This is a genomic window from Roseateles sp. P5_E4 (genome assembly GCF_054049255.1).
The window spans coordinates 243,341-266,577 of sequence record NZ_JBFUMS010000004.1 but is presented as its reverse complement, the minus strand read 5'-3'; the positions used below and the strand labels follow the sequence as shown (position 1 = coordinate 266,577).

Below are 23,237 nucleotides of genomic sequence, written 5' to 3'. Positions count from 1 at the left end.
GGAGACCCCCATGTTCGACGCCTATCTCTACGGCCATTGCCGCACGCCGCGCGGCAAGGGCAAGCCCGACGGTTCGCTGCACGCGGCCACGCCGATCTGGCTGGTGCGCAGCGTGCTGCAGGCCCTGCAGCAGCGCACCCAGCTCGACACGTCGTTGGTCGACGACGTCATCCTCGGCTGCGTGACACCCATCGCCGAGCAGGGTGGCGACATCGCCCGCATCGCCGTGCTGGACGCCGGCTGGGCGCAGTCGGTGGGCGGCGTCACGCAGTCACGCTTCTGCGCCTCGGGGCTGGAGAGCGTCAACCTCGCCGCGGCCAAGGTGGCCAGCGGCTTCGAACGCCTGGTCGTGGCCGGCGGTGTCGAGAGCATGAGCCGCGTGCCCATGGGCAGCGACGGCGGCGCCTGGATGCTGGACGAGCGCGTCGTCAGCGCCATCGGTTTCGTGCCGCAGGGCATCAGCGCTGATCTGATCGCAACGCTGGAGGGCTTCACGCGCGATGAGCTCGACGCCTACGCGGCGCGCTCCCACCAGCGTGCCACCGCGGCGCGTGCCGAAGGGCGCTTCGCGAGCGCGCTGGTGCCGGTACATGACGAAGCCGGCGCCCTGCTGCTGGCCGAGGACGAAACCATCCGCCCACAAACGTCCATCGAGACGCTGGCGGCGCTGAACCCCAGCTTCATCAAGCTGGGCGCGAAGTTCGACGGCCTGGCATTGCGCAAATACCCGCAGGCGTCGGCGATCGAACACCGCCACCATGCCGGCAATTCATCGGGCATCGTTGATGGCGCAGCCCTGGTGCTGGTGGGCTCCAAGGCCGGCGGCGAAGCGGCGGGAGTCAAGCCCCGCGCGCGCATCCGTGCGGCCGCCGTCGTCGGCAGCGAGCCGACCATCATGTTGACCGGCACGACACCAGCCTGTCAGAAGGCACTGCGCCAGGCCGGCATGCAGGCGTCCGATATCGACCTGTGGGAAATCAACGAGGCCTTCGCCGCGGTGCCGATGAAGACGGCGCGCGATCTGGGCCTGGACCTGGATCGCGTCAACGTGAACGGCGGTTCAATTGCGCTCGGCCACCCGTTGGGCGCAACCGGCGCCATGCTGCTGGGCACCTTGCTCGATGAGTTGGAGCGACGCGATCTCCAGACCGGCGCCGTGACGCTGTGCGTCGGCGGCGGCATGGGCATCGCCACCATCATCGAACGGGTCTAGGGCCTGTCTCCCGGCGGCAATGGGTCGCGAAGACCCGCCGCAAGGGTTGTGGCCAGAAAGGCCCTACAGCCTGATCCAGCCGCCGGCACGCAAATGCCAGCGGCCACCGCGGCTCTCCCAGCGGTGAGGCTCATAGCGATAGCCGGCACGCGGGCGCTCGTAGTAGCCGGGCACCCAGTGGTGACGGCCGCCGTTCCAGCCCCAGTAGCCATTGACCCAGACTGCGCCCGTATAGGGCGTGACGGGCACGACCTCGGCATAGGGTGCGGGAGGCGGCGCGTCGACCACGATGGTCGAGCCACCGTCGTAGTAGCCGGCCCGGTGGGCAGGCACGACCACGCAGGCCGACAGCAGTGCAGATGAAGCCAGGGCGAACGCCAGAGTGAGTCGTTTCATCGGAATCTCCAGGCCGCCTCAGGGAGACGGCCCATTCGGTTACCTCGAGCCAGGCTGAACGTAGACGCTGCCGCGGTAGTAACCGCCGTCACGTTGGTGGCCGCCATCCCGGTAATAGCCGTCCCTGTGGTAACCGCCGTGGCGGGCCGGCACGATGATGCAGCCCGACAGCAGGGCGGTAGAAATCAGGGCAATGGCCAGGGCCAGTCGTTTCATGAGGATCTCCAGGCCACGAAATACGCGGCCGTGCCCCACTAACCGCCACGAGCCCGTGGCGGATGACGGCGTCACACAGAGTTACTCCGTGGCGGACTGTTGCTGCGGCTTCAGATAGCAGTCCATCCGGGCGATGAAACGCGTCTCGGTCGCGCTGCACCCTGGGCCGGCCCATCTCGTGTTCGTACTGCACGGCGTGTTGGTCGGTGCCGAACCTGCTGAGCGGGTTGCCGCTGCCGGCGTCGCTGACAGCGGCCTTGATGTCACGGGATCACGAGGGAATCAGGAGGTCTGGCCCGCGGTATTCTGCGGCGCTTCACCCGAACCGACTTTCGACATGAAACGAATCTTCCTGACGCTGCTGCCGCTCGCACTGGCCGCCTGCGCTTCGACGACACCGCCCGCCCAAAGCGGCGCCCAGGCTGCGGCCGACAACGGCACCATCTGCGAGCGCGACTCACCCACCGGCAGCATGCTGCCCAAGACGCGCTGCACCACCGCCGCTGAACGCGAGGCGGCGCAGCGCAGCACCCAGGCCGTCAGCGAGGCCGTGCGCAACCAGCGCTCCGCCCCTCCCGGCAAGGGCAGCTGAGGCAAAGGCTCAGCGCGATTCCCGCAGCAGCGCGGCCAGGCAGGCCATGCCGGCCGCCATCACGGCTGCCGTCAGCCACAGCGCGACATCGAAGCCGCCGCCGGCCTCGACCATCCGACCGGTCAGCGCAGGCGCGCTGATCTGTGCCATGCCATAGCTCAGCGTCAGCCGGGCCATCGCCTTGCCTGGATTGGCGGGTGAATGCCGGCCAACCAGAGCCAGCGTCAGGCTGACGATACCGATGAAGGTCGCGCCATACAGCAGCGCGCCCGCCAACGCGGCCACCAGACCGCTGGCCAATATCGGCAGCAACACGGCGAAGATCTGCACGCCGAAAGCGATCAGCAGCGCGCCAACGTCGCCCGTGCGGCGCGCAATGCGATCCCAGACGAACACAGCCGGCGTCGCCGACAAGCCCACCAGCAGCCAGGCCCAAGGCCCCTGTCCGGCCAGCAGCGGCTGAGCCTCGACGATGGCGACAGTGAAGGTCGCGTTGACGACGAAGCCCCAGCCCGCGCAGAAATAGGCCGCCACCATCAGCGCCATCCAACGCCGGCTGGGTGCTGCATCGGACGCGGCTTTCGCGGCCGGCGGCGGCACCGGCGGGCGCCAGGCCCAGGCCGGGATCAGGAAGACCAAGCCGAGCAAGGCATAGCCCTGCCATTGCAGGGCCCAGTTCAGATTCCACTGCGTCATGCCCATCGCACCCAGGGCCGACACGACGATGCCCAGCCCCAGGCCGATGAAGTAGATGCCCAGCTCGGGCCGGCGCCCCGACCGGATCAACCAGCCCTGCACCAGGCCCGAGCCCAGCAGCATGCCGGCCGCGCCGCACAGGCCACCGACATAGCGCGACAACGCCCAGCCGCCGAAGCTCGTGCTCCAACCCATCAGCGCGGTGATGGCCAAAGCCGTCGGCAGGCCCCAGCTGTACAGGCGCTGGCGCCAGGTCGGGCTCTCGATCCAGGCCGCCAGCAGCGCGCCGCTCATATAGCCCGCGTAGTTGATGGCCGCCAGCAGCCCGCCGTCGGCGACGCCCAGGCCCGCCTGGGCCTGCATCTGCGGCAACAGCGGCGTGTAGGCGAAGCGCGCGAGGCCGATGGTCAGCACCAGCGCACAGATGCCACCCAGCAGCACCTGCCAGGCGCGCAGACGGAATTCGGGCTCGGCCATGGCCGCAGGTTAAGCGAGCCGGGCATACCCCAGGCACTGGGGGGCTTGCAAAGCGTGCGGCCGGGCCCAGTTGCCCAGCATGCCGCTGTTCATCTGCTTCTGCCTCGTCCTGCTCGCCGCCGCCGGTATCGCGATGTGGCCGCTGTGGGTGCGCCGCCGCCGCGAGCGCATCGCCAGCCGCCCCTTCCCGCAGTCGTGGCGGCGCCTGCTGCGCCGCCATGTGCCGCTGGTGTCCCGGCTGCCGGCGCGCCAGCAACTGCGCCTGAAAGGGTTGATGCAGGTCTTCCTCGCCGAAAAACCCATCCTCGGCTGCCGCGGCCTGCGCGTGACGGACGAGATTCGCGTCACCGTCGCGGCCCTGGCCTGCCTGCCACTGCTGGGTGCAGCGCGCGGCGTCTACCCGGAGCTGCGCCAGGTGCTGGTCTACCCCGGCGCCTTCGTCGTCGACCGGCCGGTGACCGAATCGGGCGGCGTGCTGTCAGACCAGCGCCGCGTGCTGGCCGGCGAGAGCTGGAGCCAGGGCCAGGTGCTGCTGGCCTGGGATGAAGTCAAGCGTGGTGCGGCCACGCCGGGCGATGGGCACAACGTCGTCATCCACGAGTTCGCGCATCAGCTCGACCAGGCGGGCGGCCCGGCCAATGGCGCGCCGGCACTGCCGTCAGCCGAGGCCTACCGGCGCTGGTCGACGGTGATGCAAAACGAGTTCGATGCACTGCGCTGGCGGCTGGCCCGCGGCGAGCCGGGGCTCATCGACGCCTATGGTGCGACCGACCCGGCGGAATTCTTCGCGGTGATCAGCGAGCTATTCTTCGAGCGGCCGATCGAGCTGGCCGCAGGTCACCCGGCGCTGTACAGCGAGCTCAGTGGCTACTACCGGCTGGACCCGGCGAGCTGGAACTAGAAGCCGAGGCTGGCGAGCAGATCGTCCACATCGTCCTGCTTGAGCGCCTTGTCCGGCGTCTGCACGCCACCGAGCTCGGCGGACACGGCGGCAGCCGCCGGCGCGGGCAGCGACTGGACGAGATCCTTGAGCGGCGGCTCGGCGCGCTCCAGCATCTTGCTGACCTTGTTGATGACCTGGCCCGAGAGATCCTGGAAGTCCTGCGACATCATGATCTCGGTGTGCAGCGACTTCTCGCGCGCGGCAAAGCTTGCGGCATCGGCGGCGTAGGCGGCGCACAGTTTCATCAGCGCACGGGCGCGGTCGGCGCTGATGTTGCTGGACAGGGCCAGGCGGTTCAGCGCGTCGGACAGCTCGCGGCCCTTCTTGCGCACCGCCTCGGCGTCGTCCTGGGCGGCTTCCACCAGGTTGAGCACCTTGGTGGCCGCCTGCTCGGTCATGCTGCGCACATAGGCCAGGCGCTCGCGCGCATCGGGCAACTCGTCGACCACGTCATGCAGGATCTGGGCGGCGTCGGCCCGGATCATGGCCTGGATGGACGCGTCGGACATGTGGAACTCCCTGTATGGGCCCGGCAGCAGCGACGGGGCTTCAACCAGTTTAGAAGCGCCTCCCCAGTGCGCAACTGCGCGGTCGGTGGCCGAACGCGGCCTTTGTCACGCGGGTTGCACTTCAGGGCGCCGCGAGCAGTGCGCGCAAAGCCGCGGCCTGCGTCACGTCGAGGCGGCCAGCTTCCTCGGCCAGCAGAAGCTGGCGCCGGCCCAGCGCCAGCAGCAGGTCGGCGTCCAGCCCGGCAGACGCCAGCGCCTGCAGATGGCGGCCCAGCACGCCGGTGTCGCCGCGCGCGACAGGCCCCGAGACGGCACCGGCCAGGCCACGGTCCAGGGCCGTGTCCAATGCGCCGCGGGTCAACGGCACCAGGGCCGGCAGGGCTTGGGCCCGCGCCAGTCCAGCGGCCGCCCACAGCGTTTGGGCTTCGGCCAGCACGGCCAGCACGCCGCTGGCGGCCAGGTTGGCCGCGGCGTGATAGGCAGCCCGCGCCTGGGCCGTCATCGGCGACGGCAACGCCAATGGCACCAGGCCCAGCGCGTGAGCGAGTGCTTCCAGCGCAGGCCGGTGTGCTGCATCCGCCTCGATACCGACATGCACGCCGGCGAGGCCGGCATCACCGGCCAGCAGTTTCAATGGGTGAAAGCCTGCCACGGCCGTCGCCGGGCCCAGCGCGGCCAGCGGCGTCGCGCCGCTGCAATGCAAGGCCAGTTGGCCGGCGCGCCACGGCAAGGCGGCGGCGGTCGTGGCGATCTGATCGTCGGGGACTGTCAACCAGACCCAGTCGGCCGCCTGCGCGGCATCGGCCATTGCGAACTCGCCTTCACCCGGCGAGCGTCGACCAACGACGACCTCCTCGCCCGCCGCTCGGAACGCCGGCACCAGCGCCCTGGCCAGCCGGCCGTACCCGATCACAGCATGTCTCATGAGTGGGCGCGGGCGAAGAAGGTGCGAATGCCTTCTCAGGGCTTGACGAACTTCAGCGTCATGCGGTCGCTCTCACCGATGGCCTGGTACTTCGAGCGATCCTTGTCCTTCAGCGCATAGGTCGGCGGCAGCGTCCAGACGCCGTCGGGGTGGTCGGCCGTGTCCTTGGGGTTGGCGTTGACCTCGCTTCTGCCGGCAAGCTTGAAACCCGCGCTCTCGGCGAACTTGATGACGGTGGCCTCCTGCACATAGCCGCTCGGGGCCTTGGGGTCCTGGGTGCGCGAGACCGGCAGCCGGTGCTCCTCGACCCCCAATGTGCCGCCAGGCTTCAGCGCCTTGAAAGCGGCGTCGAAGACGGCCTGGGCCGTGCCACCGTTCATCCAGTTGTGCACATTGCGGAAGGTCAGCACCGCATCGGCGCTGCCGGCCGGGGCGATGTCAAACACGCCCTTGGCCGGGTCGAAGGCCGTGATCTTGACCTTGCCGTAGACGCCCATCGAATCCATCTTGGCCTTGAAGCGCGCGCTGCCGCCGTCGGCCGCATAGAGCTGACCTCCTTCGCGCAGATAGGGGGCAAGGATCTCGGTGAACCAACCACCGCCCGGGGCGAGTTCGACGACGGTGTCGGTCGGCTTGATGCCGAAGAAGCTCAGCGTTTCGTAGGGGTGGCGTTGCGCATCGCGGGCGACATTGCCCACCAAGCGGTTGTCGGCGGCAACGGCGGCCTTCAGCGGGTCGGCGTCGTGAGCTTGTGCGCCCGCAGCAGCAAACATGGCGGAAGTGGCGAGAGTGGCGATCAGCCAGGTCTTCATAGGGAGTGTCTCCTTGTGGAACAGCCAGTATCCGGTGCTCGTCGGCCCCTGTCCAAGGTCAGCGACGGAATGCCAAAGACGCCAGACCAAGCAGGGCCAGCGCGGCGCCAAACAGGCCCAGCGCATGCAGGCCGAGCCCCTTCAGCACCATGCCGCCCACGCTGGCGCCCAGCGTCGCACCGACATAGATGGCCGAGGCGTTCAACGCGAACAGCACCGGCAGCCGGGCCGGGTCCAGCGCCGCCAGCCGCGCCTGCTGCGGCACCATGAAGCTCCAGCCGAACACGCTCCAGGTGAAGACCAGCGCCCCCATCACCGCAAGCGGCCAGGTCGGCAGGGTCAGCGCCGGCATCAGCAGGCACTGTGCCAGGCACAGCAGCACCAGCGTGCGGCGCGACCCGATGCGGTCGGTCAGCCGGCCGCCCATTGCATTGCCGGCGACGGCGCCCAGGCCGAACAGCAGCAGCATGCCGGTCACGCCGTCGCGGCTGAGGCCGTAGACGGACTCCAGCAGTGGCGCCACAAAGGTGTAGCAAACATAGAGCGCGCCGATGAAGAGTGCCGTGAAGGCCACTGCCCCCATCAGCCGGCCACTGCGCAGCACGGCGCCAAGGCTCTTCAGGCTGGCCACCGGCACCGCGATGCCGGCCGGCAGGGCCACCACCATGGCGGCGAGGCTCAGCAAGGTCAGCACGGCGACGACGACAAAGGCCGCCTGCCAGCCCAGCGCATAGCCCAGCCAGGCGCCGGCCGGAATGCCCAGCACCTGGGCCAGCGTCAACCCGCCGAAGACGATAGCCAGGGCCCGGCCCTGCTGGCCCGGCCCGGCCAACGCAACGCCGACCGAGGCGGCCACCGGCGTGACCAGGCCGCCGCCCAATGCCATCACGGCGCGCGCCGCCAGCAGCAGCGCAAAGCCGGGCGCCAGCGCGGCCATCACGGCACCCAGCGCAAATAATGCCAGGCCGATGGACATCAGCCGCCTTCGGTCCAGCCTCCCAGTGGCCGCCACCAGCAGCGGCGAGGCGACCGCATAGGTGCCGGCATAGACGCTCATCAGCGCACCGGCTTGCGCCCGGTCGACGCCGAAGGCCAGCGCCACCGGCGACAGCACGCCGACGACCACGAAGGCGCCCATGCCGATGGCGAAATTGGCCAGGGCCAGCAGCCAGAGCTGGCGGGAGGTGGACGAGGTCATCACTCCATCATCGCCAGCGCCGCGAGGCCCTGCCAGGCCGGGGTCAATGCGCGGCCCACCCCATCCAGACGGCGAGCGTGTCGAACAGCGTCGTGATGACCAGGATGGGCAGGGGCAGGCCCAGCAGCGTGCCGATGACATAGTCGCGCAGCCGCACGCCGGACAGCGCCAGCGTGTAGTTCAGCGCCGGCACCGAGTGGAAGACCGTGCGCAGCAGCACGACACTGCGCACGGGATGGGCGTCCAGCTTCGCGAACAGGCGGCGCGCCAGCCGGTTGTCCAGCTCACGCAGCGCGTCGGCGCCCAGGGCGCGCACGACGACAAACGTCACCGTGCAGGCGATGCAGGCCGCGACATAGGTCGTCAACGCGCCCCACGCCGGCCCAAGGGCCAGCACCGCCGCGGCGAGGAAGAAGGCGCCGGGAATGTGTGCCAGGTTGGCCAGCACGAACATCGCCGTGAAGGCTGCAAAGCCCCAGAGCCGGTGCTGGGCGAAACCCTCGCGCACGGCCTGCAGGCTGATCTGCTGGCGCAGGCCGGTGACCTCGACGACGCCCCAGAGCAGCACCACGAAAAGCAGAACCGCCAGCCAGCGCCAGCGCTGAGGCGCGGGCGCGGGGGTGGTGGTGTCGGCAGGCTTCAACGCTTGGGCTTGGGCGGCTTCTTGGAGCCGGAAGTATCGGCGGGTCGGGCGGGCCGGTGAGGGCCCTTCAGTAGCCCGCCGCCAGCCCGGAATTGCGCCGCGGATCGTTGGCCCCGTAGTAGCGGTTCTTGCCCACCGGCTTGCCGCCGAGCCTGGGGGCGCCGACCAAGATGCTGGCGAGGTGGTTGGCGGGTTGCGGGTCGGCGAACTTCTGGCCCCAGCCCTCGAGGATCTTGCGCGTGTCTGGCGACAGCGCGAAGGCCTCGACGTTGGTCGCTTCGGGCAGCCACTGCTGGTGGAAGCGCGGCGCGTCCGTCGCCTCCTGCACGTCCATGCCGTAGTCGATGACGTTGATCATCGTGTGCAGCACCGCGGTGATGATGCGGCTGCCGCCCGGCGTGCCGACGACCATCACCGTCTTGCCGTCCTTGGTGACGACGGTGGGGCTCATGGACGACAGTGGGCGCTTGCCGGGCTCGATGCGGTTGGCCTCGCCCTGCACCAGGCCGTAGAGGTTGGGCACGCCCACCTTGGCGGTGAAGTCGTCCATCTCGTCGTTCAGCAGCACGCCGGTCCCGGCCGCGGTGACGCGGGCACCGAACCAGTCGTTCAAGGTGTAGGTCACCGATACGGCATTGCCCCACTTGTCGACGATGGAGTAGTGCGTGGTGTTGCTGCCCTCGTGCGGCGACACGCCGGGCTTGATGTCCTTGGACACGCCGGCCTTGTGCGGGTCGATGACCGCGCGCAACTGGGCCGCGTAGTCCTTGCTGAGCAGCCGGTCCAGCGGGTTCTTGACGAAATCCGGGTCGCCCAGATAGCTGTTGCGATCCACGTAGGCGTGGCGCATCGCCTCGATCTGGTAGTGCACCGCCTGCGCGGAGCGAAAGCCCAGTTCCTTGAGCGGGTAGCCCTCCAGGATGTTCAGGATCTCGCAGATGATGACGCCGCCCGAACTGGGTGGCGGCGCTGAGACGACGTGATAGCCCCGGTAATTGCATTCCACAGGCGGCAATTCGCGCGTCTTGTACTGGTCGAGGTCGGCGGCGCTCAGGATGCCCTTGCCCGCCCGGCTGGAGGCGACGATGGCGGCGGCCACAGGGCCTTTGTAAAAGCCCGCCTCGCCCTTGTCGCGAATGGCCTTGAGCGTGGTGGCCAAGTCCTTTTGCACCAGCTTCTGGCCGACCTGGAACGGCTCGCCCTTGTTCAGGAAGGTGGCCGCGGTGGCCGGGTCCTTGCGGAAATCGTCGGTGGCGGCGTGCAGCATGTCGATGTCGCCCTGGTCGAGCACGAAGCCCAGCTCCGCGTAATGGATGGCCGGCGCGATGACCGCGGCGCGCTTCATCGTGCCGTACTTGCCCAGTGCGTACTCCAGCCCCGACACGCTGCCCGGCACCCCCACGGCCAGATGGCCGTGCGTGCTCAGGCCCTTGATGACGTTGCCGTCCTTGTCGAGGTACATATTGGCCGTGGCAGCCAGCGGTGCCTTCTCGCGGAAGTCCAGGAAGGTCTTGCGGCCATCGGCCAGCTGCACGGTCATGAAGCCGCCGCCGCCAAGGTTGCCCGCCGCGGGGTAGACCACCGCCAGCGCATACCCCACCGCCACGGCCGCATCCACCGCGTTGCCGCCGTCCTTCAGCACGTCCACGCCGATGCGGGTGGCCAGGTGCTGGGCCGTGACCACCATGCCGTTCTCGGCTGCCACCGGGGCCTGCGAGGCCGCCTGGGCCACGCCCGCCGTGAGCAGTGCGGCCACCATCACCAGGGAACGCGATTGCAGTTTCAACGCCAATGTCATGCGGAAGCTCCGTCCGGGTGTCTTCGATGACGGCGACCTTACTGCGCCACCGGGCGCTTGCCACTCCCCTGGTTCGCGCGGCGCGCTGAGTCACTGCAGCAGCGTCCGGGCGACGCCGCGTTGCACGTAGGCACCCAGCGCCGCCACGTCGGGGATGCAGATATCGCGGCGGCCACGTTCGGTGAAGGCGATCAGTTGCTCGCGAGCCAGCCTGGTCAGCGCGCGGCTGACCGTCTCCACCGTCATGCCCAGGTAGTTGCCGATCTCGGCGCGCGTCATGCGCAGGGTGATCTGGTCGCTGCGCAGGCCGCACTGGGCCATGGCGTCGGCCCAGTAGCGAAGGAAGTCGGCCACGCGGGCATCGGCCGACAGCGTGCACAACGACAGCAGGGAGTCGCGGTCGCGGCTGATCTCGCGGCTCATGGCCGAATGCAACAGGCCCAACAGCGGTGCATGGCGGGCGCAGGCAGCGAGCAGCGCGTCGTAGCGCACGCTCCACACCTCGCCGGTGTCCAGCGCGATGGCATCACAACCGTAGCGGCCGGTCGCAATGCCGTCGAAGCCGAGCCAATCACCCTTGAAGTGCAGGCCAACGACCTGCTCGCGGCCATCCGCGGCGAGGTTGAGGGTCTTGAAGAAGCCCGAGTTGATGACATGCAGGCTGGCGAACGCGTCGCCCGTGCGGTAGACGCGGTCGCCGGCGTGCAGGACGCGGCGGCTGATGTCCACGTGGGCCTGCAGACCCCGCAGCGTGTCGGCAATGCGTTGGGGCGCGGCGGCCGGCGCGCGCAAGGTGGGATGGGCGGCGGCGGGAGTCATCGTGGCGGTCAGCATTTCGGGGTGTCCTGGGCGGCGTGTGGCAATGGACAGCAGCGTAGAAACCGGCCAACAACTGCCGAGCAATGGCGCACATCACTGGGTAACGCTCGGTAAACCGTTGGTAAACAGCCGTGCGTACTTGATCTGCGTCAGGCCCGGTCCGCGCTGTACCGCCTAGCCTTGCCGGACATGCACCCAATGCCATGCTCAAACACAAATCTCTCTGGTCACTGGAAGGGCTGACGCGCGACGACCTGCTGACGCTGATCGGCCGGGCTCGGCAGTTCAAGCGCGGCGCCGGCCCGGGTGCGCTGCTGCGCGGCAAGAACCTGGCGTTGCTCAGCGACGACCACGCCAGCCTCGAAGCCGAGGCCTTTCTCCTCGCCGCCACCGAGCTCGGCGCGCAGGTGGCGCGCGTTCGCGCGACCAGCCCCGGCCCGGCCGACCGCCGCGACCCGCGCGACATGGCCGGCCTGCTCGGCCAGCTCTATGACGCCATCGAATGCCAGGGCGTGGCCGAGGCCGACCTGCGCCAGCTCGACCGCGACGCCGGCGTGCCGGTCTTCAACGGCATCGCCTCGCCGGGCCACCCGCTGCAGATGCTGGCGGCGCTGATGACCTGGCAGGATCTCAGTGGCGATGCGGCGCTGCCGATGCCGCTCGCCCCGCCCACCCACCCGCTGCCGGCCGAGGCGGTGGCCCGCAACCATCACCTTCTGCTACAGGCGGTGCTGAGCGGTGCGCTGGCTTAGAAACGCCCCGACGCCCACAGCAGGCTCCAGGCCGCCGCCGCCAGGCCAAGGCTTAGCAGCACCCAGCCCAGCCGTGACCGCTCGGCCGCGGCCGCCGGAGCGCCGGGCTGATGGCCCCGCCACATCGCTCGCAGCAGCGGCTGGCGGCAGATGAAGACATGGATGGCAATGGCCGCCAGGTGCAGGCCCAGCCAGGCATAGAGCAGCTTGGCCGCAAGCTTGTGCCAGCCGGTCAGCTTCAGGCTCAGGTCTTCCTCGATCCAACTCGACCAAGGCCCGGCGAAACCGATCTCGTCATTGCCGAACAGGCCGGTCAGCACCTGCGTGAACAGCAGGGCCAGCACGGCGAAGACGGACAGCGCGCCCAATGGGTTGTGGCCCAGGCCCTGCCAGCGCCCGCGCAGATAGGCCCACAGGCGCGTGGGCGCGGGCCAGAACTGCGCGAAGCGTGCATAGCGCGTGCCCCACAGCCCCCAGCCGAGGCGAAACACCAGCAGGGCCGCAATGGCCTGGCCGGCACGGGCATGCCAGCTCATCCAGGCGCCACCGGCGAGACCCGTCGCTATGGCCGCCGACACCAGGCCCACCAGGGCCCAGTGAAAGACGCGCAGCGGCAGGTCCCAGACGGGAACCTCGCCTGCGTGCTCAAGGCTGGCGAGCTGCTGCGACATCGGTGCTTCCGGCAGCCGCCTGTGCGCGTGGCGCCGGTGGCTGGATATGGGCGACGGCCTTGCCGCCTTCCTGCTCGTAGTCCTCGCTGCCGGTCGCACCCGCAACCCGATAGCCCTTCTCGGCCAGCAGGTCGCCGGCACGGCCGGCACGCACGGCGTGGTTGGACACGGTCAGGATGGCGCGATCCCTGGGCAGATAGGCCAGGTGCTTTTCGAGATCCTTGTTCTGGATGTTGAGGAAGGCCGGGAAGCTGCCGTACTTGATCAGCTCGTCGGGGCGGCGCAGGTCCAGCACCAGCAGCTTGTCCGGCTGGGCCAGCAGGGCATCGACCTCGGCCGCCTTCAGCCGCGGGGTCTTGTATTTCCATTCGGCGGCTGCGGCCGGCGCTGAAGCGGCCGTCTGGGCGTGAGCGACGGCGGTCAGGCTAAGCAGAGCGCCAACGGCCAGTGCGTGCAGTGTTTTCATGATGAGGTCAAAGGAGTGGCAGACCTCGCCCACAGCGCAGCTTCCGTGCCAGAACGCAAACAAGCCACAGAGACACGGAGACACAGAGGACAGGCATGAATTTCTCTGTGCCTCTGTGCCTCTGTGGCTGTGTTCCAGGCCGCACGATTTGCTGACCTGCTGTTCAACAAGCAACAGCACCCACTGCGCGATCACACGCACGACTCGCAACGGGGCCATGAAAACCGCCAAAACGCCGCCTACCAACGCGAAGCGCAATTGCTTAGACGCCCAGCGTATTGGGCACGCTCCCTGCAATGAAGTGACCGACCCCGCCCTATCGATCACTCCATTCCATGACGACCCAACATCGCTTTCGCCCGCATCCACTGACCGCGCTGATCGCCGCCCTCGCTGCTGGCAGTGCCCTCGCCCAGGAAGCCGCCGCGCCCGCGCCGGCCGAGGACAACACCCAGGCCCTCGGCGCCGTCACCGTGCGCAGCCGCAACCGCATCGAGAAGCTGCAGGACGTGCCGCTGTCCATCTCCGTCATCCAGGGCGCCGAGCTGGACCGCCTGGGTTCCGTGGGCATCGACGACATCACCAAGCGCGCCGCCAACGTCAGCTGGAACCTCGGCAACCAGCGCACCAGCTCCATTTCCATCCGCGGCATCGGCAAGATCGGCCAGACCGAGGCCCAGGACCCGAGCGTGGGCATCATCGTGGACGGCGTTTCCTACGCCTACAACGCGCTGACGTCGAGCTTCGACTTCGTCGACATCGACACCGTCGAGGTCACGCGCGGCCCGCAGGGCACGCTGCTGGGCAAGAACGCCAGCGTCGGCAACATCATCTTCACGACCAAGCGCCCCAGCTTCACGCCGACGGCCGACTTCACGCTGGGCTTTCGGCAGCGCGACGGTTTGTTCGCCACCGCGGCCGTCGGCGGCCCCATCGTCGATGGCCTGCTGGCCTGGCGCGGCACCTTCTCCGCCAACAAGGGCGCCGGCGACATCAAGAACGCCTACAACCGCGATGTCAGCTACACCAACACCGACCGCATCTCCGGCCGCGTGCAGTTCCTCGTCACGCCCTCGCCGGACTTCAAGGCCCGCTTCGCCTTCGACTTGCAGCCGCGCGCCGGCGAGACGACGAACGGCCGCAGCTTCCCCGTCATCAACCCGCCGACGACTTACTCCAACGGCGCCCCCATCACGACGGTGACCAACGAGCAGCGCCTGGGCCGCCGCTGGTTCAAGGACAACACCGGCTATTCCCTCGCCGACTACCAGAACCTCCTGACCACCGACTCGGTGCGCCCGCTGGTGACCGGCAGCTCGGGCGCCACGGCCGACCTGAACTGGCAGCTCGGCAGCCACACGCTGACGTCGATCACCGCCTACAAGAGCTATCACTTCGACGCGGTGAACGACGACGCGACGCCTTTCGACGTTTATCGCAATGCCGGCGGTTTCTGGAACGACTACCGCCAGGCCACGCAGGAGCTGCGCCTGACGTCCGCGCCCGGTGGCTTCGTCGACTACCAGGCGGGCCTGTACTTCATCAAGGTGGACAACACCGCTGACTACCGCCGCTGGTGGGGCAACGACGCCGGCGCCTGGTTCGCCAACAACGCGCAGTACGCCCGACTGGACGCCGACGCCGCCGGCCGCGACCTGCTGCGCAACAGCCTGGCCAATGTGAAGGCCTCCTACAACAGCCCGACCGGCGTGCAGGACATCCGCAACAAGAGCGCGGCCATCTTTGCCCAGGCCAACTGGCACCTCAGCGAGGCGTTGACGCTGACCACCGGCGCCCGCCTGACGCGCGAGGACCGCCGCAACACCGGTACCAGCCGCATCACCAGCGACGGCAGCGCGCCCGAGCTGAACCCGGTCAGCGTCAACGGCGTCGCCCTGGGCGGCTTCGCCACCAACGCGACGGGCGACCTCGCCGCCGGCAACACGGCCGAGCAGATCGCGCTGGCCAACGCCACGGCGGCCAAGTACTTCAACGTGCCGACCTACGCTGCCCTGAGCGCCGCGCAACGCCGCCAGGTCGCCGATGCCAAGGCCATCCGCCAGGCCAACATCGGCGTGCTCTTCCCCACCACCGAGGCCGAGCCCTTCAAGAAGACGCAACCGGCCTGGGTGCTGAGCCCGAGCTACAAGTTCAACCGCGACCTGACCGGCTATGCCTCGCTGCAACACGGCGAGAAGGCTGGCATCGCGCAGTTCGTCAACGGCGTGTCCTCGCCCGTCGAACCCGAGAAGACCGACAGCTTCGAGCTGGGTTTCAAGTCGGCGCTGTTCAACAAGACGCTGATCCTGAACGCCGACGTCTTCCAGACCCGCATCAAGAACTACCAGCAGAGCGTGCGCGTGCTGGACGTCTACACGACGACGCAGACCAACGACGGCACCCGCTACTACACCAGCGCCACCGGCAACGCGCCCAAGGTCGAGGTCAAGGGCCTGGAGATCGACGGCGTCTACGGCGGCATCCGCGACCTGACGGTGCGCTTCTCGGCCGCTTACAACGACGCCAAGTACAAGTCCTTCCCGAACGCCGCCCAGCGCATCGAGGACGCCTACCCCGGCTCCGCGCCCTATACCGACATCAGCGGCCGGCCGCTGGCGGGCGCGGCCAAGTACACCGGCAACATCGGCGTGGACTACCGCCAGCCGGTCTGGGGCGACAAGGAGATCAACTACACCGGCAACGTGGCCTTCTCTTCGTCCTACTACTCGGACGTCAGCCTCTCGGCCTATTCCATCGTGCCCAAGAGCACGACGGTGGACGCCGGCATCGGCTTCGGCACGCGCAACAAGAGCTTCAACGTCAGCCTGATCGTCAAGAACCTGTTCAACGACGACACGGTGCGCTCCATCAGCAGCACCAGCTACACGCCGGCCATCCCGCGCAGCGTGGGCATCCAGTTCATGGCCAGGTTGTAAGCGCTGTCGATCCGTCAACAGCGTTTCAACAGCGCTGTTGGCGCCACCGCAAATCTGCCCTTCTTTTGGCCCGATTCGCGCCGTTTTCGCTGGCGCGTTTATTGCGCTGACCCCTTCAGTTCCGTCTTTGCCATTTCCCCGGGAGACCTACGTGCCCAAGTTCCGGATCGCCCCTCTTGCTCTCGCCGCCCTGCTGGCCGGCGTTGCCACCCTCAGCCCCGCCGAGGACTACGCGCCGCCCGGCGGCTTCACCAAGGGCAGCGAGCGCCCCTGGTCCTACACGCCACTGAACACGCAAGTCGCCACGCCGGCCACCAAGGCCAAGGCCTGGGTGCGCCAGCCGCTGGACGCCTTCGTGCTGACCAAGCTCGAGGCGCAAGGCATCGCCCCCTCGCCCGAGGCCGACCGTCACGCCTACATCCGCCGCGCGACGCTCGACACCTGGGGCATCCTGCCCACTCCCGAGGAGGTCAACGCCTTCGTGGGCGACAAGTCGCCCAAGGCGCATGAAAAGCTCGTCGAGCGCCTGCTGGCCTCGCCGCGCTACGGCGAGCGCCAGGCGCGCCGCTGGCTGGACCTGAGCCGCTATGCCGACAGCGATGGCTACAACACCGACGGCACGCGTCCCAACATCTGGCGCTACCGCGACTACGTCGTCAACGCCTTCAACGCCGACAAGCCCTTCGACCGCTTCGTCAAGGAACAGATCGCTGGCGACGAACTCTGGCCCGAGCGCACCGAGGCCCTGATCGCCACCGGCTTCCTGCGCAACCTGCCCGACGAGATCAACGCCCGCGACCTGAACCTGAAGAAGCAGGAAGTCGCCAACGACCTGACCGACACGGTCTCGGCCGTCTTCCTGGGCACGACGCTGGGCTGCGCCCAGTGCCACGACCACAAGACCGAGAAGATCACTCAGAAGGAGTACTACGAGTTCCAGGCCTTTTTCGCCAACACCAGCTGGAAGGACGATGTCTCGCCGCTGACGGGCAAGGCCAAGGCCGACTACGACGCCCAGCTGGCCAAGTGGGAAGACGCGACCAAGGACATCCGCGAACAGCGCGACGCGCTGCTCAAGCCCATCATCGAGAAGCTCGAGACCGATCGCCTGTCGGGCTTCGTGCCGGCCACGCGCGAGTCCATCAACAAGCCGGCATCGGAGCGCAATGCCTATGACCGCTGGATCTACCACCGCAACCTGTGGACCCTGTCGGGCCGCACGCGCAACGCCGAGAACCAGCTCAAGACCAAGGACAAGGAGGCCTACGCCAAGTACGAGGTGCTGACGGCGCAGCTGAAGAAGTTCGACGCCCTCAAGCCCAAGGATCCGGGCAATGTCTCCACCATCGTCGAGCTGGGCAACGACGCACCGCCCACCAAGGTCCTCTTCAAGGGCATCTACGACCGACCGCTGCAGGAGGTGCAGCCCGGCCTGCCCGCCCTGTTGACCGACGCCTCGCTGAAGATTGCGCCGACGGCCACGTCGTCGGGCCGCCGCACGGCCCTGGCCAACTGGCTGGTCAGCCCCGACAACGGCCTGACCGCCCGCGTCTTCGTCAACCGCCAATGGGCCCAGTTCTTCGGCCGCGGCATCGTCGAGACCAGCGCCGACTTCGGCAAGACCGGCACCAAGCCCACCCACCCCGAGCTGCTCGACAAGCTGTCGGCCGACTTCGTCAAGCAAGGCTGGAGCGTGAAGACGCTTCACAAGCAGATCCTGCTGTCCAGCACCTACCGGCAGGCCAGCCAGGCTCGTGAGGTCAAGCAGGACCCGGACAACAAGCTGCTGTGGGCCTTCCCGCGCCAACGCCTGGAGGCCGAGCAATTGCGCGACTCGCTGCTGGCCGCCTCCGGCCTGCTGGAGGAGAAGCGCGGCGGCCCGTCGGTCTACCCGCCCATTCCGCCCAACTTCGACATCGGCGGCCAGCGCAACCGCTGGCAGACGTCCGAGGACCCGCGCGACCACAACCGCCGCAGCCTCTACGTCTTCGTGCTGCGCAACTCGCCCTATCCGCTGCTGGAGACCTTCGACTGGGCCAACCCACAGTCCCCTCACTTCAAGCGCGACGTGACGACGACGGCGCCACAGGCCCTGGCCCTGGTCAACAGCGACCTCGTGCTGGGCTGGAGCCAGGCTCTGGCCGGCCGTGTCATCCAGGAGGCGCCTGCAGGTGAGTCCGCGCAGATCGACCGCGTCTACGAGATCCTGTTCTCGCGCAAGCCCACGGTCGCGGAGAAGACGAAGCTGGTCGCCTTCCTGAACGCTCAGGAAGCCCTGCAGACGGCCCAGGCCGGCGAGGTCAAGAAGCCGCATCTGCCCGAGGGCTGGGGCGTCGATCCCAATCTGGCCAGGCAGATCGACGGCTTCTACAAGGCGGCCTACAAGCGCGAGCCCGACCGCTACGAGCGCACCGCCTTCCTGACTTATCTGGATCAGCAGGCTGCCAAGCGCAAGAAGGGCGATGGCGGCGATGAGTCGGCGGATGACGGCGGCGCCACGACCGTGGTCGCAGCCGCGCCAACAAGCCCCACCAAGGGCGCCAGCAAGGCCCGCGCCGCCGCCTTCGTCGACCTGGTCCACACGCTGGTCAACACCAACGAATTCACCTATCGCTTCTAAAGAGGTCAGCCCATGAGCCACTCTCACGATCATTCCCGCCGTCACTTCCTCGGCCACGCCGGTGCCGCCACCTTCGCCGCTTTCGGCGCGGGCAGCTTCGGCGGCATCTCATCCGCCTTCGCCAGCGAACTCTTCGACCCGACGCTGCCGCGCCAGCCCCACCACCCGGCCAAGGCCAGGGCCGTCATCTGGCTGCACATGGCCGGCGCGCCCAGCACGCTGGACCTGTTCGACCACAAGCCCGAACTGATCAAGCTGGCCGGCACACCGCTGCCCGACAGCTTCGGCAAGGACCTGAAGACGGCCACCGACGGCGGCGTGGGCAACCTCTACGCCAGCAAGCGCACCTGGAAGCAGCATGGCGAGAGCGGTGCCTGGGTCTCGGACCTGCTGCCCCACATCGCCAGGCAGGTCGACGACATCGCCTTCCTGAAGGGCAGCAAGACCGAGGGCAGCACCCACGTCATCGCGTCGCTGAAGCTGCACACCGCCGGCCTGGTGCCGGGCCGCCCGGCCCTGGGCTCGTGGGTGCAGTACGGCCTGGGTTCGGCCAACCCCGACCTGCCGGCCTTCGTCGTGCTGCCCACGGGCGTGGGCTCAGCCGGCGGCGGCCGCGGCGCCGTCATCTGGAGCAGCGGTTTCCTCCCCGCCGCCCTGCAGGGAACGCCCTTCCGCAAGGGCGACTCGCCCATCCTGCACCTGGCCCGGCCCGACGGCATCACGGAAAAGGAGCAGCGCGCCCAGCTCGACCTGCTGCGCGCCCTGAATGGCGAGCACGCCGAGCGCTACCCCGGCGACACCGAGTTGATCGCCCGCGCCAAGAGCTATGACCTGGCCTACCGCATGCAGGTCTCGGCGCCGGAAGCCGTGGACCTGGCCAAGGAAACCGCGGCCACGAAGACGGCCTACGGCATCGGCACCAAGGAGACCGACGAGTACGGCACGGCCCTGCTGCGCGCCCGCCGCCTGGTGGAGCGCGGCGTGCGCTTCATCCACGTCATCTCGGGCGCGCCGGACAACAGCGTGGACAGCTGGGACGCCCACAACAACCTCGAGAAGAACCACGCGGTGATGTGCAAGCAGGTGGACCAACCGGTGGGCGCGCTGCTGGCGGACCTGAAGGCGCGGGGGCTGCTGGAGACGACGCTGGTGGTCTGGGCGTCGGAGTTCGGGCGCACGCCGTATGGGCAGTCAGGCAACGGGCGGGATCACAACCCCTGGGGCTACACGCAGTGGATCGCGGGGGGCGGCATCAAGCCGGGGACGTATGGCGGCACCGATGAGATCGGGCTGCGGGCGGAGACCGGGGTGATCGATACGTATGACCTGCAGGCGACGCTGCTGCATCAGCTGGGGCTGAACCACAAGAAGCTGGTGTTTGCGCATCAGGGTCGTGCGGAGAAGGCGACGACGGTGTTTGGCGATGTGATCAAGGAGATCTTGGCTTAGTCTGGTTTGGCGTGCATTGCTGCTCACCGGTGCATTGCCGGGAGTCCGTCCCGGCGGCCGGGTAACTTTCTTCTGCGGGGCCAGAAGAAAGTCACCAAAGAAGAGGCCCTGAACCGCACACGAGCACCACACGGCAGCTGAGCTGCGTGCAACAGCCGATGGCGCATGCCCACATGCGAACCGCTGCGCTCTCGCGTCTGACTTGTCACCAATGCGCCTCACAGCACCAGTTGCCCGTCCGACGCGCGGCTGCACGCCGGGCTCACCAAAACAGCCAACGCAGCGCCGCCCGAGCGGCGCGGCTGTTCGGTATTTCGACTGGTCGGCGTCGGCGTGCAGCCGCGACTTAAGCGGYGTGAAGGTCCGATAGCTGGTGCTCGGCACAAGTGGTGGGCGAGAGCGCAGCGGCTCGCATCTGGGCGCAACACGATCGGACGTTTTCGCGCGCCGCCCTTGGCGACGTCGCGATGGCGTGCGGTTCAGCGCCTCTTCTTTGGTGACTTTCTTCTGGCGCCGCAGAAGAAAGTTACCCCGCCGCCGGGCGGGACTCCCGGCAATGCAACGAGCTGACGCGCTCTTCTCAAACCAACCCAATGAAGTCACCGCGATACCTAACTCTCCTCCCCTTGCTCATCGCCACGACCGTCCTCGCCGCCCAGGCGCAGCTGACCGCCGACGACATGCGCGACGCCGAGGAGACGCTGCACAACCTCGACTCGCGCATCAGCCTGCAGGACAAGAAAGCCCTGGACGACGCCAAGGAACTGGCCCGCTACTTCCAGCAAGTCGAAAGCCACTTCAGCGCGAAAGCCGAAGCCACCCGCGGCGTCGAGTTCTCGCGCAAGTCCCAGGCCCACGCCAATGCCATCGTCGCTGCCGTCGAGGCGGGCGACTACGACGCGGCCATGGACAGCCTCACCGACCTCACGCGCAGCTGCAAGACCTGCCACGAGGTCTACAAGACCAAGAAATGAAGAAGCAAGCTCCCTTCCTCATCTCCATCGCCCTGCTCGTCGCGCCGCTCTGCCACGCCGCTTCCAAGCTGGACCTCGGCATCTGGATGCGCTCCATCGACCACAAGTCGGTCAGCGTGCAGAAGGCCCTCGGCGCCGGCCGCCACGACGAGGCCGCGGCCGATGCCCAGGCCCTGCAGAAGCTCTATGCCGACATGACGGCCTTCTTCGAGAAGGACTACCCGGCCGCCGATGCGGTCGGCTTCTCGCGCGAAGGCGAGCGCCAGGCCGCCGCCATCACCACGGCGCTGTCCGCTGGGGATGTCGCCAGCGCCAAGGGCGCCGCGCGCGCCATCGCCCTCGCCTGCAACGACTGCCACGACCCCTACAAGCCCCTGCCATGAAAAAGACCCTCGCCCTTTCCCTGCTGGCGCTCGCCGCCAGCGCCCACGCCGCGTTGAAGCCCGGTGACGCAGCGCCCGACTTCCAGGCCACCGCAGCCCTGGCCGGCAAGTCCGTCGACCTGCAACTCAAGGATGCCCTCGCAAAAGGCCCCGTCGTCGTCTACTTCTACCCGGCGGCCTTCACCGGCGGCTGCAATCTGCAGGCCCACGAATTCGCAGAGAACCTGGCCCGCTTCACGGCCGCCGGCGCCACCATCATCGGCGTATCCGGCGACGGCATAGCCCGCCTGCGCGAGTTCTCGGCCGACCCCGAGACCTGCGCCGGCAAGCTCGCTGTCGCCTCGGATGCCGACGGCCACATCGCCCGCGCCTTCGACATCGCCACCACCGCGACACCGCCCGGCCGCAAGACGACCAAGGGCCAGGACATCACTCACGCCCGCGCCGAGCGCACCAGCTTTGTCCTGAGTCGCGAGGGCCGCGTCGTCGCCACCGTCGGCGGCCTGGCGCCCGCGGCCAACGTGGCCGCCGCGCTTGCCGAGGTCGAACGCCTGGCCGGCCGCTGATCCCTTCCCCAACCACCCACCACAACGATGAAACGACTCCTCATCATCACAGCCGCACTGCTCGCCAACACCGCCCAGGCCCAGCAGGCCCCCAAGCCCGAGCAGCTCATCAAGTGGCGCCAGTCGGCCTACCAGGTCATCGGCTGGAACACCGGCCGCGTCAAGGCCAACGTCGACGGCACGTACAACAAGGACGACGTCATCCGCGCAGCCAACACGATTGCCGCGGTTGCCAACGGCGGGCTGCCCTCGCTGTTCCCGGCTTCCACCGAAACCGGCAAGGGCTGGCACGACACCTCCGTCAAGCCGACGCTCTTCAGCGACGCCGCCGGTGCCGCCGCCGCCCAGGCCGCCTTCGGCAAGGAAGCCAATGAGCTCGCGCGCGTCGCCCAGGGCGGCGACGTGGCCGCCATCAAGGCCCAGCTCGCCGCGCTGCAGAAGACCTGCAAGGCCTGCCACGACGACTACAGGAACTCCAACTGACCATGAAGACAACGCTCTCACTTGCCGCACTGCTGCTCGCCACCGGTGCCCAGGCCCAGACCCCACCGGCCAACGCCGCCAGCGCCCCTCCCCCGCCGCCATTCACGTTCTTCGTCACCAGTACTGGCGGCGGCAATGGCGCCAACTACGGTGGCCTGGAAGGTGCAGACGCGCACTGCCAGAAGCTCGCCGAAGGCGTGGGCAACCCCTACAAGACCTGGCGCGCCTACCTCAGCACGCAAGGCGCCGGTGGCGTCAACGCTCGCGACCGCATCGGCAAGGGCCCGTGGACCAATGTGCGCGGCCAGGTCATCGCCCGCGACGTGGCTCACCTGCACGGCGACACGCTGGAGCAGGCCCAACTCGGCAGCAACCTGACCCGCAACACGGCACTCACCGAAAAGGGCGAGCGTCCCAAAGCCGCTGGCGACACGCCCAACGAGCACGACATCGTCACCGGCTCCACGCCCGAAGGCCGTGCCTTCCCCGAGGGTGCCGACAAGACCTGCCGCAACTACTCGTCGGGCGCCGAGGATGGCTCGGTGCAGCTCGGCCATTTCGATCGCACCGGCGGCGGCAATGCCTCCTGGAACTCCGCCCACGCCAGCCGCGGCTGCAGCCAGCCCAAGCTGGTGGCGACGGGTGGCGCGGGCCTGCTCTACTGCTTCGCGGCCAACTGAAGATGTAAAGGCCGGTGGCG

General features: G+C 68.5%; 24 protein-coding genes. 12 read left to right on the top strand and 12 right to left on the bottom strand.

All coding sequences use genetic code 11. From position 1 onward, the window contains the following. Positions 1-10 precede the first annotated feature (10 nt). On the top strand, positions 11-1,213 hold the full coding sequence (locus ACXJLH_RS10405; RefSeq protein WP_457351554.1) for an acetyl-CoA C-acetyltransferase: 1,203 nt from the start codon (positions 11-13) through the stop codon (positions 1,211-1,213). Positions 1,214-1,276: 63 nt separating this feature from the next. Here ACXJLH_RS10405 and ACXJLH_RS10400 read toward each other — a convergent pair whose 3' ends face one another. After that, a complete protein-coding gene (locus ACXJLH_RS10400) occupies positions 1,277-1,609 on the bottom strand; it encodes a hypothetical protein (RefSeq protein ID WP_457351556.1) in 333 nt (110 codons plus the stop codon). 39 nt (positions 1,610-1,648) lie between these two features. Then, complete coding sequence (locus ACXJLH_RS10395) at positions 1,649-1,825, bottom strand: hypothetical protein (RefSeq protein ID WP_200955217.1); 177 nt, start codon at positions 1,823-1,825, stop codon at positions 1,649-1,651. Between the two features lie 337 nt (positions 1,826-2,162). On the opposite strand from ACXJLH_RS10395, the gene ACXJLH_RS10390 reads away from it, so the two are divergent. Next, complete coding sequence (locus ACXJLH_RS10390) at positions 2,163-2,417, top strand: hypothetical protein (protein WP_157281155.1); 255 nt, start codon at positions 2,163-2,165, stop codon at positions 2,415-2,417. Between the two features lie 9 nt (positions 2,418-2,426). On the opposite strand, the gene ACXJLH_RS10385 is transcribed toward ACXJLH_RS10390, so the two are convergent. Beyond that, a complete protein-coding gene (locus ACXJLH_RS10385) occupies positions 2,427-3,590 on the bottom strand; it encodes a YbfB/YjiJ family MFS transporter (protein ID WP_457322637.1) in 1,164 nt (387 codons plus the stop codon). 79 nt (positions 3,591-3,669) lie between these two features. Here ACXJLH_RS10385 and ACXJLH_RS10380 point away from each other — a divergent pair, with 79 nt between their 5' ends. After that, the gene (locus ACXJLH_RS10380; RefSeq protein ID WP_056193048.1) at positions 3,670-4,491 is read left to right on the top strand and encodes a M90 family metallopeptidase; all 822 of its coding nucleotides are present in this window, start codon (positions 3,670-3,672) and stop codon (positions 4,489-4,491) included. Here ACXJLH_RS10380 and ACXJLH_RS10375 read toward each other — a convergent pair. From ACXJLH_RS10375 to ACXJLH_RS10345, 7 genes are all read right to left on the bottom strand, one after another. Next, complete coding sequence (locus ACXJLH_RS10375) at positions 4,488-5,042, bottom strand: protein phosphatase CheZ (RefSeq protein WP_056193051.1); 555 nt, start codon at positions 5,040-5,042, stop codon at positions 4,488-4,490. The genes ACXJLH_RS10380 and ACXJLH_RS10375 overlap by 4 nt on opposite strands. 121 nt (positions 5,043-5,163) lie before the next feature. Further along, positions 5,164-5,967, bottom strand: a complete 804-nt coding sequence (locus ACXJLH_RS10370) for a DUF2520 domain-containing protein (RefSeq protein ID WP_457443908.1) — start codon at positions 5,965-5,967, stop codon at positions 5,164-5,166. Between the two features lie 35 nt (positions 5,968-6,002). Beyond that, complete coding sequence (locus ACXJLH_RS10365; RefSeq protein ID WP_457443906.1) at positions 6,003-6,779, bottom strand: class I SAM-dependent methyltransferase; 777 nt, start codon at positions 6,777-6,779, stop codon at positions 6,003-6,005. Between the two features lie 58 nt (positions 6,780-6,837). Then, positions 6,838-7,977, bottom strand: a complete 1,140-nt coding sequence (locus tag ACXJLH_RS10360; RefSeq protein ID WP_056193059.1) for an MFS transporter — start codon at positions 7,975-7,977, stop codon at positions 6,838-6,840. 43 nt (positions 7,978-8,020) lie between these two features. Beyond that, the gene (locus tag ACXJLH_RS10355) at positions 8,021-8,620 is read right to left on the bottom strand and encodes a TVP38/TMEM64 family protein (protein WP_082532430.1); all 600 of its coding nucleotides are present in this window, start codon (positions 8,618-8,620) and stop codon (positions 8,021-8,023) included. 67 nt (positions 8,621-8,687) lie between these two features. Further along, positions 8,688-10,379, bottom strand: coding sequence for a gamma-glutamyltransferase (gene ggt, locus ACXJLH_RS10350; RefSeq protein WP_457444061.1), 1,692 nt, complete (start codon positions 10,377-10,379; stop codon positions 8,688-8,690). A 129-nt stretch (positions 10,380-10,508) separates the two neighbouring features. Beyond that, positions 10,509-11,252: a Crp/Fnr family transcriptional regulator gene (locus tag ACXJLH_RS10345; protein ID WP_457443904.1), complete on the bottom strand. Its 744-nt coding sequence runs from the start codon at positions 11,250-11,252 to the stop codon at positions 10,509-10,511. A 188-nt stretch (positions 11,253-11,440) separates the two neighbouring features. Between ACXJLH_RS10345 and ACXJLH_RS10340 the strand changes: the two genes are divergently transcribed. Beyond that, positions 11,441-11,989 (top strand): hypothetical protein, encoded by a 549-nt coding sequence (locus ACXJLH_RS10340; protein WP_457443902.1) that lies wholly within the window; start codon positions 11,441-11,443, stop codon positions 11,987-11,989. Here the strand turns inward: ACXJLH_RS10340 and ACXJLH_RS10335 are convergent. Continuing rightward, on the bottom strand, positions 11,986-12,660 hold the full coding sequence (locus tag ACXJLH_RS10335) for a cytochrome b/b6 domain-containing protein (RefSeq protein WP_457443900.1): 675 nt from the start codon (positions 12,658-12,660) through the stop codon (positions 11,986-11,988). The two genes, ACXJLH_RS10340 and ACXJLH_RS10335, sit on opposite strands and share 4 nt — an antisense overlap. Beyond that, positions 12,635-13,126: a rhodanese-like domain-containing protein gene (locus ACXJLH_RS10330; protein ID WP_056193147.1), complete on the bottom strand. Its 492-nt coding sequence runs from the start codon at positions 13,124-13,126 to the stop codon at positions 12,635-12,637. Before ACXJLH_RS10330 ends, ACXJLH_RS10335 begins: the two co-directional genes overlap by 26 nt. Positions 13,127-13,461: 335 nt before the next feature. Here ACXJLH_RS10330 and ACXJLH_RS10325 point away from each other — a divergent pair, with 335 nt between their 5' ends. The 8 genes from ACXJLH_RS10325 (at position 13,462) to ACXJLH_RS10290 (ending at position 23,217) form a co-directional block, all read left to right on the top strand. Further along, complete coding sequence (locus tag ACXJLH_RS10325; protein ID WP_457351564.1) at positions 13,462-16,062, top strand: TonB-dependent receptor; 2,601 nt, start codon at positions 13,462-13,464, stop codon at positions 16,060-16,062. 151 nt (positions 16,063-16,213) lie between these two features. Next, a complete protein-coding gene (locus ACXJLH_RS10320; RefSeq protein WP_457443899.1) occupies positions 16,214-18,682 on the top strand; it encodes a DUF1549 and DUF1553 domain-containing protein in 2,469 nt (822 codons plus the stop codon). A gap of 12 nt (positions 18,683-18,694) precedes the next feature. Continuing rightward, on the top strand, positions 18,695-20,131 hold the full coding sequence (locus tag ACXJLH_RS10315) for a DUF1501 domain-containing protein (RefSeq protein WP_457443897.1): 1,437 nt from the start codon (positions 18,695-18,697) through the stop codon (positions 20,129-20,131). Between the two features lie 626 nt (positions 20,132-20,757). Further along, a complete protein-coding gene (locus ACXJLH_RS10310) occupies positions 20,758-21,105 on the top strand; it encodes a hypothetical protein (protein WP_457443895.1) in 348 nt (115 codons plus the stop codon). Continuing rightward, positions 21,102-21,488, top strand: coding sequence for a hypothetical protein (locus tag ACXJLH_RS10305; RefSeq protein ID WP_457443893.1), 387 nt, complete (start codon positions 21,102-21,104; stop codon positions 21,486-21,488). Before ACXJLH_RS10310 ends, ACXJLH_RS10305 begins: the two co-directional genes overlap by 4 nt. Then, positions 21,485-22,054 (top strand): peroxiredoxin, encoded by a 570-nt coding sequence (locus ACXJLH_RS10300; RefSeq protein ID WP_457443891.1) that lies wholly within the window; start codon positions 21,485-21,487, stop codon positions 22,052-22,054. Before ACXJLH_RS10305 ends, ACXJLH_RS10300 begins: the two co-directional genes overlap by 4 nt. A 27-nt stretch (positions 22,055-22,081) precedes the next feature. Then, positions 22,082-22,537 (top strand): c-type cytochrome, encoded by a 456-nt coding sequence (locus ACXJLH_RS10295; RefSeq protein WP_457351572.1) that lies wholly within the window; start codon positions 22,082-22,084, stop codon positions 22,535-22,537. Positions 22,538-22,539: 2 nt separating this feature from the next. Then, complete coding sequence (locus ACXJLH_RS10290) at positions 22,540-23,217, top strand: lectin (protein WP_457443889.1); 678 nt, start codon at positions 22,540-22,542, stop codon at positions 23,215-23,217. The last annotated feature ends 20 nt before the right edge of the window (positions 23,218-23,237 follow it).

Coding starts and splice junctions, on each gene's coding strand:
- ACXJLH_RS10405 (WP_457351554.1), top strand. CDS start 11: ATGTTCGACGCCTATCTCTACGGCCATTGCCGCACGCCGCGCGGCAAG.
- ACXJLH_RS10400 (WP_457351556.1), bottom strand. CDS start 1,609: ATGAAACGACTCACTCTGGCGTTCGCCCTGGCTTCATCTGCACTGCTG.
- ACXJLH_RS10395 (WP_200955217.1), bottom strand. CDS start 1,825: ATGAAACGACTGGCCCTGGCCATTGCCCTGATTTCTACCGCCCTGCTG.
- ACXJLH_RS10390 (WP_157281155.1), top strand. CDS start 2,163: ATGAAACGAATCTTCCTGACGCTGCTGCCGCTCGCACTGGCCGCCTGC.
- ACXJLH_RS10385 (WP_457322637.1), bottom strand. CDS start 3,590: ATGGCCGAGCCCGAATTCCGTCTGCGCGCCTGGCAGGTGCTGCTGGGT.
- ACXJLH_RS10380 (WP_056193048.1), top strand. CDS start 3,670: ATGCCGCTGTTCATCTGCTTCTGCCTCGTCCTGCTCGCCGCCGCCGGT.
- ACXJLH_RS10375 (WP_056193051.1), bottom strand. CDS start 5,042: ATGTCCGACGCGTCCATCCAGGCCATGATCCGGGCCGACGCCGCCCAG.
- ACXJLH_RS10370 (WP_457443908.1), bottom strand. CDS start 5,967: ATGAGACATGCTGTGATCGGGTACGGCCGGCTGGCCAGGGCGCTGGTG.
- ACXJLH_RS10365 (WP_457443906.1), bottom strand. CDS start 6,779: ATGAAGACCTGGCTGATCGCCACTCTCGCCACTTCCGCCATGTTTGCT.
- ACXJLH_RS10360 (WP_056193059.1), bottom strand. CDS start 7,977: ATGACCTCGTCCACCTCCCGCCAGCTCTGGCTGCTGGCCCTGGCCAAT.
- ggt (WP_457444061.1), bottom strand. CDS start 10,379: ATGGTGGCCGCACTGCTCACGGCGGGCGTGGCCCAGGCGGCCTCGCAG.
- ACXJLH_RS10345 (WP_457443904.1), bottom strand. CDS start 11,252: ATGCTGACCGCCACGATGACTCCCGCCGCCGCCCATCCCACCTTGCGC.
- ACXJLH_RS10340 (WP_457443902.1), top strand. CDS start 11,441: ATGCTCAAACACAAATCTCTCTGGTCACTGGAAGGGCTGACGCGCGAC.
- ACXJLH_RS10335 (WP_457443900.1), bottom strand. CDS start 12,660: ATGTCGCAGCAGCTCGCCAGCCTTGAGCACGCAGGCGAGGTTCCCGTC.
- ACXJLH_RS10330 (WP_056193147.1), bottom strand. CDS start 13,126: ATGAAAACACTGCACGCACTGGCCGTTGGCGCTCTGCTTAGCCTGACC.
- ACXJLH_RS10325 (WP_457351564.1), top strand. CDS start 13,462: ATGACGACCCAACATCGCTTTCGCCCGCATCCACTGACCGCGCTGATC.
- ACXJLH_RS10315 (WP_457443897.1), top strand. CDS start 18,695: ATGAGCCACTCTCACGATCATTCCCGCCGTCACTTCCTCGGCCACGCC.
- ACXJLH_RS10305 (WP_457443893.1), top strand. CDS start 21,102: ATGAAGAAGCAAGCTCCCTTCCTCATCTCCATCGCCCTGCTCGTCGCG.
- ACXJLH_RS10300 (WP_457443891.1), top strand. CDS start 21,485: ATGAAAAAGACCCTCGCCCTTTCCCTGCTGGCGCTCGCCGCCAGCGCC.
- ACXJLH_RS10295 (WP_457351572.1), top strand. CDS start 22,082: ATGAAACGACTCCTCATCATCACAGCCGCACTGCTCGCCAACACCGCC.
- ACXJLH_RS10290 (WP_457443889.1), top strand. CDS start 22,540: ATGAAGACAACGCTCTCACTTGCCGCACTGCTGCTCGCCACCGGTGCC.